Below are 14,960 nucleotides of genomic sequence, written 5' to 3' on the forward strand. Positions count from 1 at the left end.
TTAGCGGGCGGCCACGGCCTGGGTCGTGGCATCGGTGAAGTCGAATACCTTCCCGCCCTGGGCGGTGGCGAACTGTTGGGCCTGGCCTTTGAGCAGGAACGCGCTCAGCCGCCCTTTCCCGTCGGTGGCAAACCACGCCTGATCCGCCAGCAACTTGATCCCGCTGTCGCTGGCCTGGGTGTACACCGCGCGGATGTTCTTGCCTTCCTGTTTCAACGCTGTCAGCGCGGTAAATGCCGATTCCGCCGAGGCGTACTGACGGACTTTCGGCTCGCCACGCACCCAGATTTCCGCCACATGGCTGAAGTCGGTGATGGCTTTGCCGCTTGCCGCATCGACGGCCTTGAGCGGCGTCTGCTGGTAATTTCCAAGCTGCGCGCTGTAGTCCAGGTTCGAAGCCTTGAAGGCGGCGCGGATGTACTGGTCGTCGATGAAGGTGTTGAGATCGAGCCCGCGATCGGCCTTCTTCAAGAGCTTGAGGGTATCGATGGCGGTGCCCACGGCCTGGCGGTATTCCGGCTTCCAGCTCAGGTCGCGGGTCTGCACGCCGAGGGGGCCATGGAACAGGTAGTTGACCTCGGCATCGACCCCGGTGACCTTGGCGATCAACTCGCTGTATTTCTCCGGTTCAGCCGCCAGCAACTGGTTGGCTTCGATGCTCGCCCGCAGGTAGGCGACGACGATTTCCGGGTACTTTTTCGCATAGGCCTGATCCACCAGCGCACCGTGGAAGGTCGGCGCATCGGCCTGGGAGCCGTCATAGATCTTGCGGGCGAAACCACGGCTGGGGAACAGCTCGGCGAAGGGTACGAAGTCGGCGTGAGCATCGATCTTGCCGGCCTGCAACGCGGAGCCGGCGACTTCCGGCGGCTGGGCGATGATGTTCACGTCCTTGAGCGGGTCCCAGCCCTGGGCCGCGACAGCGCGCAGCAGCATGCCATGGGCGGTGGAAGCGAACGGCACGGAAATCGTCTTGCCCTTGAGTTCGGCCAGCGACTGCACGCCCGACGCGCTCGGCACCACGATGCCGTTGCCACTGCCCTTGGTGCTGCCCGACAACACGCTGATGAACAGGCTGTGCTTGCCCGCCGTTTCGAAGGCCACGCCGTTGAACGCGCCGGGGAAATCAGCCATGGCGCCGAAGTCGAGTTTGCCGGCGACCATCTCATTGGTCAGCGGTGCGCCGCTGGTGAAGTTTTTCCACTGCACCTCGTATTGGGCGTCTTTGTAAGGGCCGTCGTGGGGCAGGTATTTGTCCAGCAGGCCGAGCTCGCGTATCAACAGGCCGCCGGCGGCGCAGTTGATGGTGGTGTCCTGGGTGCCGATGGCAATGCGGATGGTTTCGGCCGAGGCCGACAGGGTGAAGGAAGCCAGTACCAGACCGGCCAAAGCTGCACGCAACATCATGAGTGTTTCCCCTCGAATCATTTATTGGATGTTCGTCTCCGCCACGATCAGGGCGTGGTGGGAAACGAGGGGTGTTCTGGATCAGGCGTCCGGTGGTTGCCGGATGGCGTTTTGGGTTGTTTGAACTCGATTCACTGTGGGAGCGAGCCTGCTCGCGAAGGCGTCCGATCAGTCATTGAGGTGTCGCCTGTGCCGGCCTCTTCGCGAGCAGGCTCGCTCCCACAGGGACGGTGTTTCAGCGCAGCAGGTACGGGATTTCGACTTTCACCGCCCCGGTCGGGCAGTCCTTTTCACAGGGCATGCAGTACCAGCATTCGTCGAACGCCATGTAGGCCTTTTGCGTGGCCGGGTTGATCGCCAGCAGGTCCATCGGGCAAACGTCGACGCACACGGTGCAGCCTTTGTGGGCGATGCATTTGTCCTCATCGACCGTGACCGGTGCGTTGGAGCGGAAGAAGATTTCCTGGGGTTGGTAAGCCATGTTCGGTCTCTCTTTTGTGGTCGGCATCAAGCCGCATCGGCACCGACCCGCAGCCGGTCGTAAGCCTGCATCTCGTCGGCATCCAGCGGGATGATGTAAGGCTCGACGGCTTTCCTGAAACTGCTCATCAAACCGTTTTCGTCCTTCTTCAGATGGCAATGGCAGAACCAGTCGCGGTCGTTGCGTTGCGGGTGATCGACGCGATGGTGGTAAAGCCCCCAGCGGCTTTCGGCGCGGAACAATGAAGCGCGGGCGGCCATTTCGGCGCAGTCGCGGATCATGCTGACTTCCATGGCGCGCATCAGTTCGTGGGCGTTGTGGGCCTTGATCTGGTCGAGGTCGCGCTGGATATCGCTGAAGCGTTGCAGGCCGATCTGCATCTTCTTCGTCACTTTCGGCGGTTGCAGGTAGTCGTTGACGAAGCGCCGCAGCTTGTACTCGACCTGGGCCGGTGGCAGGCCGTGTTCGCGGTCCAGCGGTGCATAGACCCGCTGTTTTTCGCTTTCGATCTGCGCGGCATCCAGCGCGGAAAACTCACGCCCGGCGACAAAGTCCGCCGCGTTGTTGCCGGCAAACCAGCCATAGGTGAACGCACCGAGCATGTAGTTGTGCGGCACCGCCGCCATGTCACCGGCCGAGTACAAGCCCTTGACCGAGGTCTCGGCCTTCTCGTTGACCCACACCCCCGACGCCGAATGCCCACTGCAAAAGCCGATTTCCGAGATGTGCATCTCAACCATCTGCGTGCGGTAGTCGGTGCCGCGATTGGCATGGAACTGGCCACGGCTCGGACGCTCGTTGCTGTGCAGGATCTCTTCGATGTTCTGGATGGTTTCCTCGGCCAGGTGATCGAGCTTGAGGAACACCGGGCCGTTGCCGCTCTCCAGCTCCTGATGGAACTCCCACATCATCTGCCCGCTCCAGTAGTCGCACTCGATGAAGCGTTCGCCCTTGTTGTTGGCGGTGTAACCACCCAGGGGACCGGTGACGTAGGCGCAGGCCGGGCCGTTGTAATCCTTGATCAGCGGGTTGATCTGAAAGCATTCAAGGTTCGCCAGCTCGGCCCCGGCGTGGTAGGCCATCGAGTAGCCGTCGCCGGCATTGGTCGGGTTTTCGTAGGTGCCCATCAGGTAGCCCGAGGACGGCAGACCCAGGCGTCCGGCGGCACCGCAAGCGAGGATGACCGCCTTGGCCTTGATCACATGGAAGTCCGCCGTGCGGCAATCGAAACCCATCACGCCGTTGACCGCGCCCTCTTCATCCGTCAGCAAACGCGTGCACACCAGTCGATTGGTGATGCTTACCCGAGCGCGCTTCAACTGCCGGTACAGGACTTTCTTGATGTCGTGTCCTTCCGGCATCGGCAACACGTAAGCGCCCATGTGGTGGACCTTTTTCACCGCGTAGTCGCCGGTTTCGTCCTTCTCGAATTTCACGCCCCAGCGGTCCAGCTGCTCGATGGTTTCGAAGCTGTGGGTGGCATAGGCGTACACCGCCGCCTGGTTGACGATGCCGTCGTTGGCGATGGTGATTTCCTTGGTGTATTGCTCCGGTGTCGAGTGGCCGGGAATGATCGCGTTGTTCAGGCCGTCCATACCCATGCTGATCGCGCCGCTGCGCTTGACGTTGGCCTTGTCGATCAACAACACCCGCAGGTCGCGGTTGCGCTCCTTGGCCTTGATCGCCGCCATGGGGCCGGCGGTGCCGCCGCCGATCACGACGATGTCGTATTCCTGCTCCAACGTGCTGCGCGTCATGCCTGATCCCCTTTTTGCCGGTCGATCCGCAGGCGGTACTGGAAGGCATCGCCACGGTAGTAAAGGTGTTCGAAGTCCACTGGCCGGCCTTCGGCGTCGTGGGTCAGACGCTCGATGCGCATGATCGGCGAGCCGGGTTCGACGTTCAGCGCCTGGGTCAGGTCGCTGTCGGCCAGTACCGCATCGATGGCCAGGTCAGCGTGACCGAGCGCCAGGCCGCAGTCGTTTTCCAGGATCAGGAAAATGTCGCGGGTGACCAGGTCGGCTTTTTCCAGGCGCTCACCAACAGCTTTGGGCAGGTAGGTGATTTCCAGGGAAATCGGCTCGCGATTGATCAGGCGCACCCGTTTGATCTGCGCCACGACCTCGCCTTCTTCGACCTGCAAACGCTCGGCGACCAACTTGTCGGCAGCAATGAACTTGAAGCTGCGCAGGCGGTTGATCACCTCATAGCCGCGACCGGTCATGGACTCGGCCAGGCCTTGCAGGGTGCTGACGTTCTGGAAGGTTTTCGGCTTGGCGACGAAAGTGCCCTTGCCGTGGATCTTGAAGATCAGCCCTTCCTTTTGCAGGTCACCCAAGGCCTGGCGCACGGTGATGCGGCTGACCTTGAACAAGGCGCCAAGCTCGCTTTCGGAAGGCATCTGGCTGTCTTGCGGGTATTCGCCGTCGAGGATGCGGGCGCGCAGCACGTCTCGCAGCTGGGTGTGCAGCGGGACGCTGCTCAGGGATAGAACGTTATCGGGCATGGCAGATCACTTGTTATAACGAGTTATGACGTGATCTTAGAGAGGTTATGACACGCTTGAGAAATACCGAATGCGCATAAGGTTAGATTCACCACCGTCCCTGTGGGAGCGAGCCTGCTCGCGAAAGCGGAGTGTCAGCCAACAAAATATTGCCTGACACAATGTCTTCGCGAGCAGGCTCGCTCCCACAGGGGATAGTGTTTGGTCTGAGTTAGTGCCGCTTGAGAATCCGGTCCATCACCCAATCGGTCTTCAGCGCCTCTGCGGCCACCGCCGGATGCTGCGCCTCACCACGAATATGCGCATTCATGCCCAACACGTGGTGCCACTGAATGTGCGCGTGATGCTCGATGGTCAGGCTGAGATCCTCGTCGGCGTGCAGCTCGACCGGGTGCTCGTCGAACACCGAAAAGCTGATCCGGCCTTGACTGCCAATCACTTCGACCCGGTCTACGCGGCGATCGGCGACGAAGTTCCAGCAGCCCATCCCCAGTGCCCCGCTGGCAAACCGCCAAGTGGCGCTGACGGCATCTTCGGCCGCGTACAAACCGGCCTGCCGTGCGGTGAATCCGGCGACTTCGACGATATCGCCGAACAGGTACTGAAACAGGTCCAGGCCATGGCTGGCCAGATCGGCAAAATAGCCACCACCGGCAATCGCCGGATCGGTACGCCAGTTGTTCGCGCCCGCAAGATCCGCTGCCGCCGGGGCTTTGGTGAGGGTCCAGCTCAAGTGCCGGACCTCGCCGATCCGCCCCTCCTCCAGCCATTGCCGCACCTGCCGGAAGCGTGGCAGCGAACGCCGGTAATAGGACACGAACAGATGCAACCCGGCATCGGCAAACACTTGCTGCATCTCGCGACTTTGCCCGGCGTTGAGCGCCATCGGTTTCTCGACGCAGCAATGCTTGCCGGCGGCGGCCACCTGCAAGGCATAGGCGTGATGGCTGTCGGGCGGTGTGGCGATGTATACGGCGTCGACCTCGGGATCGTTGATCAGCGCTTGCGCATCGGTATAAACCCGCGCGATGCCGTGGCGCGCGGCGTAATCGGTGACGGCTTCCAGGCGCCGCCCCATCACCGCCACCAGCGCCGATCCGGGCGCCTTGTAGAAGGCCGGCGCGCTTTTGCGTTCAGCGACACTGCCACAACCGATCATGCCCCAGCGCACCAGGTTCATAGGCTCTCCTTGCCGTTCAGTCGATACGCAATGCGCGCAGGTCCAGTCGACCGTCCTTGAGCGGCGGGCACCAGTAGTAGCCACCGGTGACCGGACGGCTGATGCGGTACAGGCCGTCGGTGATGCCGTCTTCCAGGCCACTCATGCGGCGCAGCTGGGCTTCGAAGGCGTCGAGGGAGAAACCGAAGGCCAGGAACATCAGGCCGGCGCGGTCACCTTCGATCCACGGCATCGAGCGGCGCACCACGAAGGCCTCGGGCGCAAAACTTTCCTGGGCGGTGCGTTTGACGTGGGCGGAAACCGGCGCATCGTCGATCTCTTCGTTATCGCTCAGGCGGCGGCCCATGATGTTGTCTTTCTCATCCGCCGACAGCCCATGGAAACCTTTCAAGTCATGCTGCCACTGCTGGATCGCGGCGAAGCTGCCACCCACCGTGCCGTCCGCGCCTTCAGCCACCAGTGCAGCGGCTACTGCGGCTTCATCGTGCGGGTTTTCGGTGCCATCTTCGTAGCCGGTCAGGTCATGGCCAGTCATGTGGCGGAAGGTTTCGTTCATCTGCACCAGGCGCAACGCCGGGGCCAATGCCGCTGTGATGGCGTTGCTGCGGTTGAGCAACTCGCCACGGTCTTCACCGTGCAGCCAGCACCAGAGCGCGTGTTGGGTCGACGGATTGTCGACGCCGACGCCCGTCAGCGCCGGGAACGGCCGCAGACCTTCGATCTGCCCGTCCAGCGCCTTGACCAGGGACTCGCCGAAGCCGACCACCACCGACTTGCCGTCCACCAGCCCTTGCAGGCTATCGAGCGCGGCCGGTAGTGCAGCGACGGATTCGAGCGCGAAGAACATATGGCGGGCTTGAGGAGGAACGGGGGTGGCGAGAATGCCCGGCTGGTAATGACTCATATGAACTCCTTGAAAAAGAGCATGGAGTTTACCCGGTGTGTGAGGTTTTGTGTGCCGTTGGAGGTCAGGAACCTGTGGCGAAGGGGCTTGCCCTCTCACCACAGAAGCCGCTCACCACAGAAGGATCAAACCACGCCGGGGCTTTCGCTGCGGAACGCACTCGGGCTCATGCCGGTCCAGCGCTTGAACGCCCGGCGAAAGCTGCGTACGTCGCTGTAGCCGACTTCCTCGGTGATGCGTTCGATGGACATGTCCGGGTTGGCCAGCAGGCTCATGGTGCGGGCCTGGCGCACTTGTTCCAGCAGCGCTTCGAACGTCAGCGCGTGTTCGGTGAGGCGGCGACGCAAGGTGCGGCTGCTCATGTTCAGGTCGCTGGCGATTTTCTCGATGTGGCTGCCCTCGGTCAGGTCCCGGGCAATCGCCCGTTCCACCGCCTGGATCAGGTCCATTTTCTGGTGCACCTGCGCGGCTTCCAGTTCGAGAAGCTTCACGGCCTGACGCAGGGCCAGGGAGTGGTGATTGGGTAATTGGACGTCCAGCCAATGCCCATCGATCACCATGCGGTTTTGCAGGCAACCGAAACGCACATCCGGCCCCAGCAGGCGCGAATATTCGCCGAGATAGTCCGGCGCCGCATGGATGAATTGCACGGCCATCGGCTTGAAATCCGCCCCGACCAGGGCCCGGCCGTACACCAGCAGGCTGGCGAAAAACTCCTCGACCGCGAACAACTGCACGTCGGCGAACGGCAAGCGGCATTCGACGTCGACAAACACCCGGTCACCCGCCTCCTCCACACTGGACACGACAATGCCGCCCGAGGTGTGTTGATGGCGAATGCCCAGTTCAAAGGCATCGCGCAGGGTCTTGCACAGCGACAACACATGCCCCAACAGCCCCAGCGTGCCGAGCACGTTCTGCGCGCCGACCCACAGGCCCAGCCCCTGATTGGGCAAGGCCTTGAGCGCACGCTGAATCATGGCCACGGCCTGGCGATAGGAAATACGCTGCGCCGGATCCTGAAGGTCTTCAAAGTCAAACCCCAACCCTCGGCACAGGCTCTGGGGGTCGATGCCTTTGTGCTCGGCGACTTCGGCCAGGGTTTGCAGGAGAAACGGCGACACCAGCGCCAATTCGAAGGTGGGATCGGTCACTTTCATTTGCATGGGGCCATACATTCCGGGACGAGCATCATTCTTATTTTTGTAACCGGTTATGTCGAAGGAAGTTAGCACAGCGTTTGAAGGCTGTCCGCAGAAGTCCCCCTAAATGGCCGCCAATACCCTGCCTTGCAGGGCGCGGACAGCTTATTTCTATGGGGCGGCCCTCGTAGGGATGCCGGACAGCCCGCTAACAATAATAATGAGTACACCCATGATCGCGACTCGCACGACACTTCCCCTGATGGTCATCAGCCTGGCCGGCGTCTGCGCCCTGCAACCGGCCCTGGCCACCGAGGCTGGCGTGGACAACATCGGCCCCGGCACCGACGGCTTTTTCATGTTGCCGCTGTCGCCCGACAGCCTTCCGGACAACATGGTTGCGTTCAACCTCTACTACAACCACTACAAGGCCACGAAGCTGAACATCAGCTCCCTCGGCGGCAAGGTGCCGAACGTCGAAATCGAATCCACGGCCGTCATTCCGCGCCTGGATTACCTCAGCCCGGTGCGGGTGTTTGGCGGCCGGCTGGCCGGCTACATCGCCCAGCCTTGGCTCAAGCAGGAAGTCTCGGTGTTCGGCCTGCCGCAGGACACCCGCGAAGGCATGGGCGACACCACCATCGCGCCGATCATTCTCTGGGACATGGGCCCGAACCTGACCCTCGGCGCCGCCATTGAAGTCACGGTGCCGACCGGCGAATACAGTGTCGATCGCCTGGCCAACACCAGCAACAACTTCTACACCTACAAACCACTGTTCTCCTTCACCTGGCTGCCGACGGACAGAACCGAGGTGTCGATGAAGACCACCTACAGTTTCAACGAGAAAAACAAGGACACCGATTACAAGTCGGGGCAGATTTTCCACATCGACTATTCCGCCAGTTTCAAGATCACCGACGACCTGATGTTCGGGCTGAACGGCTACTACCTCAAGCAAACCACCGATGACAAACAGTTCGGCCACACCGTGCAGTTCAACGGCCAGGACGTGAACGACGGGGTGCGCGGCCAGGTGTTTGCGATTGGTCCGGCGCTGCACTGGACCTTTCTCAAGTACGCCAGCGCGGAGATTCGCTGGGCCAAGGAGTTCGACGTGGAAAACCGGCCTGAAGGGGAAATGCTCTGGGCCAAGGTCAGTATTCCGTATGCGTTTTGACTGAGCTGACGCCTTCGCGAGCAGGCTCGCTCCCACATTTGGAATGCATTTCCCTGTGGGAGCGAGCCTGCTCGCGAAGGCGTCGGAACAATCACCCAACAAATATCAGGAATACACCGGCCAGCTATCCACAATCTTCCCACCCCGAACCGCCAGCAGATCCCCAAACTGCAACAACACCGCCTCCGTCTGGGCAGGCCGCAAGAACACCTGGTCCTCAACACCAAGCCCCACCGCCGCCGAACCATTGACCATCTCCTGATTCGAACTGCGGCCATACACACCATTGCTCTGCAACCCCGGTGGCGATTCGAACTCCGCCATCCAGTTGCCGCCGTAGATAAAAAACGTCTCGAGCTGATTGGTGTCCCACCAGGAAAACAGCCTGGACTTGTCGTCCAGCGCCGGAATGTTCACCGCCCCGGTGCTTTTCAGCACCGGCGTGGCGATGTAAGCGGCCGGCACATGCTCCACCAGTGACGGCAAGTCATAGTGAGTGGGCTTGAGCATCGCCGTCCCCACCGACACTTCGCTGCTGAGCTGCTCTTGCTCATGCATGCGATAACTCGGGCTGCCGGCCGTATTGAGGGTCAATCCTTCTCGCCATAAACCGGGGTATTGCTGACGGGTGAAATCGACGCAGCGCTGGTAGATCACCATCACCTTGGCGAACAGCTCTTCGGGCGAACCCAGAATCCCCGGCACGCCCATGCCCACGAACGGGTCATAGCCCATGAACCCGGCGAACGCCAGGTGCTGCGGGTGCTGGCTGATGAGCGTCAGCATCTGCCCCAGTACGCCCAGGTCGCTGATACCGCCGCGATGCAGCCCGACATCCAGTTCGATGTTCACCCGCACGCGCGTGCCCAGCCCCTGAGCCAGGGCGAGGTATTGCTGCAAACGCTCCGGCGTATCGAGCAGCCATTGCAATTGCTTCGAAGGGTCGAAAAACCCTTTGTGCGACTGATAGAACAACTGCGCCGAACGCACGGGCAGCGGCTTGCCCAACAGAATGTCAGCCTCGGGAAACTGCACGGCGTCATGATTGAGAAAGGGCTGGTGAAACGACATCAGGCGTTGCGTACCGGCGCGCTGGATGATGTAGGCCAGAAGCCCCGGTGCCGGCAGCGATTTTTCCACCAGCCGCAGGTGTTTGCCGCCACGCTTGACCGATTGCATCACCACGTCGACGTTGTGATCCAGCCGATCAAGGTCGATCAGCATCACCGGACGCATCGGCCCGTGGTCCTTGAGCTCGCGGTTGAGCAGGCGGAAATAGTCGCTGTAGGGCGCACCTCGGTCACCCGGCCGCAGCCACGCCCCGACACCCGCCAACAAGGCGCCGACGCCTGCGGCACCCAACATGAAATTACGGCGATTGACGGCCATCAGCTCACCCCCAGGATCGATGACAAATGCGCATTGAGGAATTTGCCGCTGGGGTCGAGTGCCTGCCGCACCTGGATGAACTCCTGCCAGCGCGGGTACAGCGGCTGCAGGTTTTTCGCGTTCAGCGTGTGCAACTTGCCCCAATGCGGCCGGCCGTTGTACTTCCAGAAAATCGGCTCGATGGCGGCGAAGAAGTTGTGATGATCCATCTGGTAGTGCTGGTGGACCGAAATCGAACAGCTGTCGCGGCCTTCGAACATGCTCAAGGGAATGTCATCGGCCTTGACGTAACGGTATTCGATCGGAAACCAGGTGCGCAGGTCTTTGTCCTGGATCAGCTTGAGGATCTCGCGCAAACAGGCCGGGCCGTATTCGGCCGGCACGGAGTATTCCATTTCGTTGAAGCGTACCGTGCGCACGTTGGCGTAGATGTCGAACGAGTCGCCCACCCGGTCATCGAAGCTGGCCAGGTGGCGCAGGTTATTGAGCATCGTGCGGCGCAGGTCCGGGAAGTCGCTGGCGTACTTGTCAATCTTCTCGATCAAGGTGACAAACTCGTTGCCGCCCTCCTCATCCGCCGGGACCGGCGGTGTGGCCGGGTCGGTGGTTTCGTTCAGGGCGATCGACAAGGCGTAGTCGGAATGGGTCACCACGAGCATTTCCCAGTGCTGGTTTTCCCGGGTGTTCTTGTCCAGGTCTTCGAGCAACTCTTCGGTTTTGGCGATCCACTGCCGCTCCCGCAAGCGATACGCCGGGCGGTTTTGCAGGCGCACCCGGGTCGCCACGCCCAACGCCCCCAGGGACACCCTGGCGGCGCTGAACACCTCAGGATGACGATTGGCATCGCAATCCAGCACCTCGCCGTCGGCGGTCACCAATTGCAAGCCGCAGACATGCGCCGAATAGGATTGAAAGTGCTTGCCGGTACCGTGGGTCGAGGTCGAAATCGCGCCGGCGAGGGTCTGGTAATCGATGTCGGCCATGTTTTGCAGGGCCTGGCCGATATCCTTGAGCGGTGTGCCCATGCGCGACATCGGCGTGCCGGCGGCGAACTCGGCTTGCAGGGTTTTCGGATCGTGATCGAGCAACCCCGAGAAATAGCTCAGCGACAGCAAGGTGCCGTCGGTGGGCACCAGCGCGCTGAAGGAATGCGCCGAACCCACCGGTCGGATCTTGCCGGGGGCCTGACGTACCACTTGGGTCAATTCATCCAGGTTCTTGGGCGCCAGCCGCGCCGCCGGCAGGCAATTCTGGCCGCCCGACCAGTTGCGCCAGGGAATCAACCGTGGCGCGCGCAGCAGCTCGGCCAGTGCCGGGGCTGAGCCGAGCGCGGTAAAGGCGCCGATGACGCTCGCCCGTTGCAACAACTGACGCCGTGTCAGGTCCATCGTCATGAATCGCACCCTGCCGTTCTTGTTATTGGATTTGCTGGCCGGACATGAAGGCAATCAGCGCCAGGAACTGTTCCTGCGAACACTGCATGCACATGCCCATTGGCGGCATGCCGTTGTAGCCGTTGATCGCGTGATCGAGCAGCGTGTCGGCGCCCTGCAGCACCCGTGGCGCCCAGGCCTTGATGTCGCCGGTCAGTGGTGCCCCGGCCGCCGGGTTGGCGTGGCAAAGCTTGCAGCTGTTGTCGTAGACCTGGGCCAGCTCGGCGTCGGCGGGCCTCGCGGCACCAGCTTCGCTGCGGGTCGGCTTTTCGGCTCTTCGCCGCACCCCGCCAGCAACGCCGCAAAGACACCCACCGCCAAGGCCAAACAAAGGCTAGGCTTTTCAGTTAATCGGCTTGCCCGCATGGCTGTCCTCTCATGGGCTGCCCGGTTGGCCGGGTGCAGCTTTTTTGTTGTGCTCAAGGAGAGCTCAACACTAAGGCACTCCACCCGGGCGGGTTGAGGGCATTGGGGGCCAACAAGGGGCGCTTCTGAGGCCATGACGGAGGGCGCCGATAAACCCAAGGACGGCAAAAACGCTGAGATGAGTCATGACAAGGGTTGCTGAGGTCTGCTAAAACGATTCATCAGTGCATCACCCAATCCAGAGGGGTAACGACATGACCACAGCCGATATTCTCCAGAACCTGTTCCCGAGCCCCGCCGACATCCCGGAAAAGTACCGCCTCGACGGCCAGACCGAACAGCGTGAGTACCTGGTCGATGGCGTACTGAGAACCTGGAACGGGCCACTGGCCCAGGTCCGCAGCCCGGTGTACCTGACCGGTGCCAATGGCGACGAACAAGTGATACTCGGCAGCACGCCGCTGCTCGATGCCGACACCGCATTGACCGCCCTCGACGCTGCCGTGCGCGCCTACGACCGTGGCCAGGGATTGTGGCCGACCATGCGCGTCGCCGAGCGCATCCAGCACGTCGAAACCTTCCTCGGGCGCATGCGCGAGCAGCGCGACGCCGTGGTCAAGTTGCTGATGTGGGAAATCGGCAAGAACCTCAAGGACTCGGAAAAGGAGTTCGACCGCACCTGCGACTACATTGTCGACACCATCAACGCGCTGAAAGAGCTCGACCGCCGCTCCAGCCGTTTCGAACTGGAACAGGACACCCTCGGCCAGATCCGTCGCGTGCCGCTGGGCGTCGCCCTGTGCATGGGGCCTTACAACTATCCGCTGAACGAAACCTTCACCACGCTGATCCCGGCGTTGATCATGGGCAACACCGTGGTGTTCAAACCGGCGAAACTCGGCGTGCTGCTGATTCGCCCCCTGCTGGAAGCCTTCCGCGACAGTTTCCCGGCCGGGGTGATCAACGTCATCTATGGCAGCGGCCGCGAAACGGTCAGTGCGTTGATGGCCAGCGGCAAGATCGACATCTTTGCCTTCATCGGCACCAACAAGGCCGCCAGCGACCTGAAAAAACTCCATCCCAAACCCCACCGCTTGCGCGCGGCGCTGGGCCTGGATGCGAAGAATCCGGGCATCGTCCTGCCGGAAGTGGACCTGGACAATGCGGTCAGTGAAGCGGTGACCGGGTCGCTGTCCTTCAATGGCCAGCGCTGTACGGCCCTGAAGATCCTGTTTGTCCACGAAGACGTGGTCGAGTCTTTCATCGACAAATTCAATGCCAGGCTCGCCAACCTCAAGCCCGGCATGCCCTGGGAAAGTGGCGTCGCCCTGACGCCCCTGCCGGAATCGGGCAAGGTCGACTACCTGCATGCACTGGTGGCGGATGCCGAGAGCAAAGGCGCCAGGGTGGTCAACCCCAACGGTGGCGAGGCCCGTGCGTCGTTCTTCTACCCGGCGGTGCTGTACCCGGTTACGCCGCAGATGCGCGTTTATCAGGAAGAGCAGTTCGGCCCGGTCATCCCCATCGTGCCGTACCGTCATCTGGATACCGTGATCGACTACGTGCTGGAGTCGGACTTCGGCCAGCAGTTGAGCATCTTCGGCACCAATCCGGTGGCGGTCGGCCGGCTGGTGGACACCTTTGCCAACCAGGTCGGACGCATCAACCTCAATGCCCAATGCCAGCGTGGCCCGGACACCTACCCCTTCAATGGTCGCAAGAACTCGGCCGAAGGCACCCTGTCGGTGCATGACGCACTGCGGGTGTTTTCGATCCGCACGCTGGTGGCCACCAAGTTCCAGGAGACCAACAAGGACCTGATCAGCGAGATCATCAGTGGCCGCAGTTCGAGCTTCCTGACCACCGACTACATCTTCTGAGGAGAGCCAGCCTGAGTACATCCAGAGCCGATCGACTGCCACCGCTGCTGCGCCGATTGCTGCGTCCGTTGCTGGACCCGTACCGACGCTACCGCCATGCCCGGGTGATCCATGCGGTGCGGGTGTCGCTCGGCTTGCTGGCGACGATCCTGCTGACCACCGGGATCAAACTGCCCCACGGTGAATGGGCGTCGGTGACCATGCTGGTGGTGATCGGCGGTTTGCAGCACCACGGCAACATCGGCAAGAAAGCCGCCGAGCGTGCCATCGGCACCTTGATCGGCGCCGGTGTCGGCCTGGCGTTGGTGGCACAACAGGCCTGGCTCGGAATGCCCTGGCTGACCTATTTCGCGATGTCGGTGGTCTGCGGGTTCTTCTCGTATCACGCCATCGGCAAGGGCGGCTACACCGCGCTGCTGTCGGCGATTACCGTGTTCATCGTCGCGGGGCATGGCGACAACCCGGTCACCGATGGCTTGTGGCGCGGGGTGGATATCCTGATCGGCATTGCCTTGGCCCTGGCGTTTTCCTTCGCCCTGCCGCTGTACGCGGTGTATTCCTGGCGCTACAACCTGGCCGATGCCCTGCGTGATTGCGCGAAAGTCTATGGGCGCATCATTGACGGCCAGGCCATCACCGCCGATGAACACCTCAAGCTCATGACGCGCCTGAATGCGGCGATGGTGCAACTGCGCTCACTGATGCCGTCGGTGTCCAAGGAAGTGAAGATTTCCATGACCGAGCTCGATGCCATCCAGCGCAACCTGCGCATGTGCGTCAGCACCCTGGAAATCCTTGGCAATACCCGACCGGACGCCAATGACCCCGAGGCCATGACGCTCCTGCAAACGGCATTGAAAGCCGAACATCGACAGATCCGCGTGCAATTGATCGGCATGGCCCGGGCGTTGAAATCAGGCGCCGCCCAGCGCCTCGATCGGCCCATGGAGGTGCCGCTGGTCAGCCTCGATGCACCGGTCTACAACAGGCTGGATGGCTATCGCCTGCTGACTCAACAACTGGCCGCCAACATCGGCGAGATGCGCCAGCGCCTGGCCAGGAGCGCGCCGCACTGGAACATCTGACGCCGGC

At 61.9% G+C, this 14,960-nt stretch carries 12 protein-coding genes and 1 pseudogene; 3 read left to right on the forward strand and 10 right to left on the reverse strand.

Annotated features, from left to right (window positions below):
* From PMI26_RS18955 to PMI26_RS18925, 7 genes are all read right to left on the reverse strand, one after another.
* Nucleotides 1-1,407 (reverse strand): ABC transporter substrate-binding protein, encoded by a 1,407-nt coding sequence (locus tag PMI26_RS18955; RefSeq protein ID WP_007973337.1) that lies wholly within the window; start codon nucleotides 1,405-1,407, stop codon nucleotides 1-3.
* Nucleotides 1,408-1,642: 235 nt separating this feature from the next.
* Nucleotides 1,643-1,888, reverse strand: coding sequence for a 4Fe-4S dicluster domain-containing protein (locus tag PMI26_RS18950; protein WP_003180418.1), 246 nt, complete (start codon nucleotides 1,886-1,888; stop codon nucleotides 1,643-1,645).
* A gap of 26 nt (nucleotides 1,889-1,914) precedes the next feature.
* Entirely contained in the window at nucleotides 1,915-3,645 is a 1,731-nt protein-coding gene (locus PMI26_RS18945) for a fumarate reductase/succinate dehydrogenase flavoprotein subunit (protein ID WP_007973338.1), read from the reverse strand.
* Entirely contained in the window at nucleotides 3,642-4,394 is a 753-nt protein-coding gene (locus tag PMI26_RS18940; RefSeq protein ID WP_007973339.1) for a GntR family transcriptional regulator, read from the reverse strand. The genes PMI26_RS18945 and PMI26_RS18940 overlap by 4 nt, the downstream gene beginning before the upstream one ends.
* Nucleotides 4,395-4,605: 211 nt before the next feature.
* Entirely contained in the window at nucleotides 4,606-5,574 is a 969-nt protein-coding gene (locus tag PMI26_RS18935; protein ID WP_007973340.1) for a Gfo/Idh/MocA family protein, read from the reverse strand.
* Between the two features lie 16 nt (nucleotides 5,575-5,590).
* Entirely contained in the window at nucleotides 5,591-6,478 is an 888-nt protein-coding gene (locus PMI26_RS18930) for a Dyp-type peroxidase (protein WP_007973341.1), read from the reverse strand.
* 125 nt (nucleotides 6,479-6,603) lie between these two features.
* Nucleotides 6,604-7,644 carry an AraC family transcriptional regulator gene (locus tag PMI26_RS18925; protein WP_007973342.1) on the reverse strand — a complete coding sequence of 347 codons (1,041 nt, stop codon included), beginning with the start codon at nucleotides 7,642-7,644 and terminating at the stop codon, nucleotides 6,604-6,606.
* Nucleotides 7,645-7,882: 238 nt separating this feature from the next.
* Here PMI26_RS18925 and PMI26_RS18920 point away from each other — a divergent pair, with 238 nt between their 5' ends.
* On the forward strand, nucleotides 7,883-8,800 hold the full coding sequence (locus PMI26_RS18920; protein ID WP_238540807.1) for a SphA family protein: 918 nt from the start codon (nucleotides 7,883-7,885) through the stop codon (nucleotides 8,798-8,800).
* 105 nt (nucleotides 8,801-8,905) lie between these two features.
* On the opposite strand, the gene PMI26_RS18915 is transcribed toward PMI26_RS18920, so the two are convergent.
* The 3 genes and pseudogenes from PMI26_RS18915 to PMI26_RS18905 form a co-directional block, all read right to left on the reverse strand.
* Nucleotides 8,906-10,114 carry a DSD1 family PLP-dependent enzyme gene (locus tag PMI26_RS18915; RefSeq protein ID WP_162130275.1) on the reverse strand — a complete coding sequence of 403 codons (1,209 nt, stop codon included), beginning with the start codon at nucleotides 10,112-10,114 and terminating at the stop codon, nucleotides 8,906-8,908.
* A 74-nt stretch (nucleotides 10,115-10,188) separates the two neighbouring features.
* Nucleotides 10,189-11,583, reverse strand: coding sequence for a D-arabinono-1,4-lactone oxidase (locus PMI26_RS18910; protein ID WP_007973346.1), 1,395 nt, complete (start codon nucleotides 11,581-11,583; stop codon nucleotides 10,189-10,191).
* Nucleotides 11,584-11,605: 22 nt separating this feature from the next.
* Nucleotides 11,606-11,988, reverse strand: a pseudogene (locus tag PMI26_RS18905) (c-type cytochrome).
* A 254-nt stretch (nucleotides 11,989-12,242) separates the two neighbouring features.
* Here PMI26_RS18905 and PMI26_RS18900 point away from each other — a divergent pair.
* Nucleotides 12,243-13,868 (forward strand): NADP-dependent glyceraldehyde-3-phosphate dehydrogenase, encoded by a 1,626-nt coding sequence (locus tag PMI26_RS18900; RefSeq protein ID WP_007973351.1) that lies wholly within the window; start codon nucleotides 12,243-12,245, stop codon nucleotides 13,866-13,868.
* A 44-nt stretch (nucleotides 13,869-13,912) separates the two neighbouring features.
* On the forward strand, nucleotides 13,913-14,953 hold the full coding sequence (locus PMI26_RS18895) for an FUSC family protein (RefSeq protein WP_033047715.1): 1,041 nt from the start codon (nucleotides 13,913-13,915) through the stop codon (nucleotides 14,951-14,953).
* Nucleotides 14,954-14,960: the final 7 nt, after the last annotated feature.

The organism is Pseudomonas sp. GM33 (assembly GCF_000282295.1).
Taxonomy (GTDB): Bacteria; Pseudomonadota; Gammaproteobacteria; order Pseudomonadales; family Pseudomonadaceae; genus Aquipseudomonas; species Aquipseudomonas laurylsulfatiphila.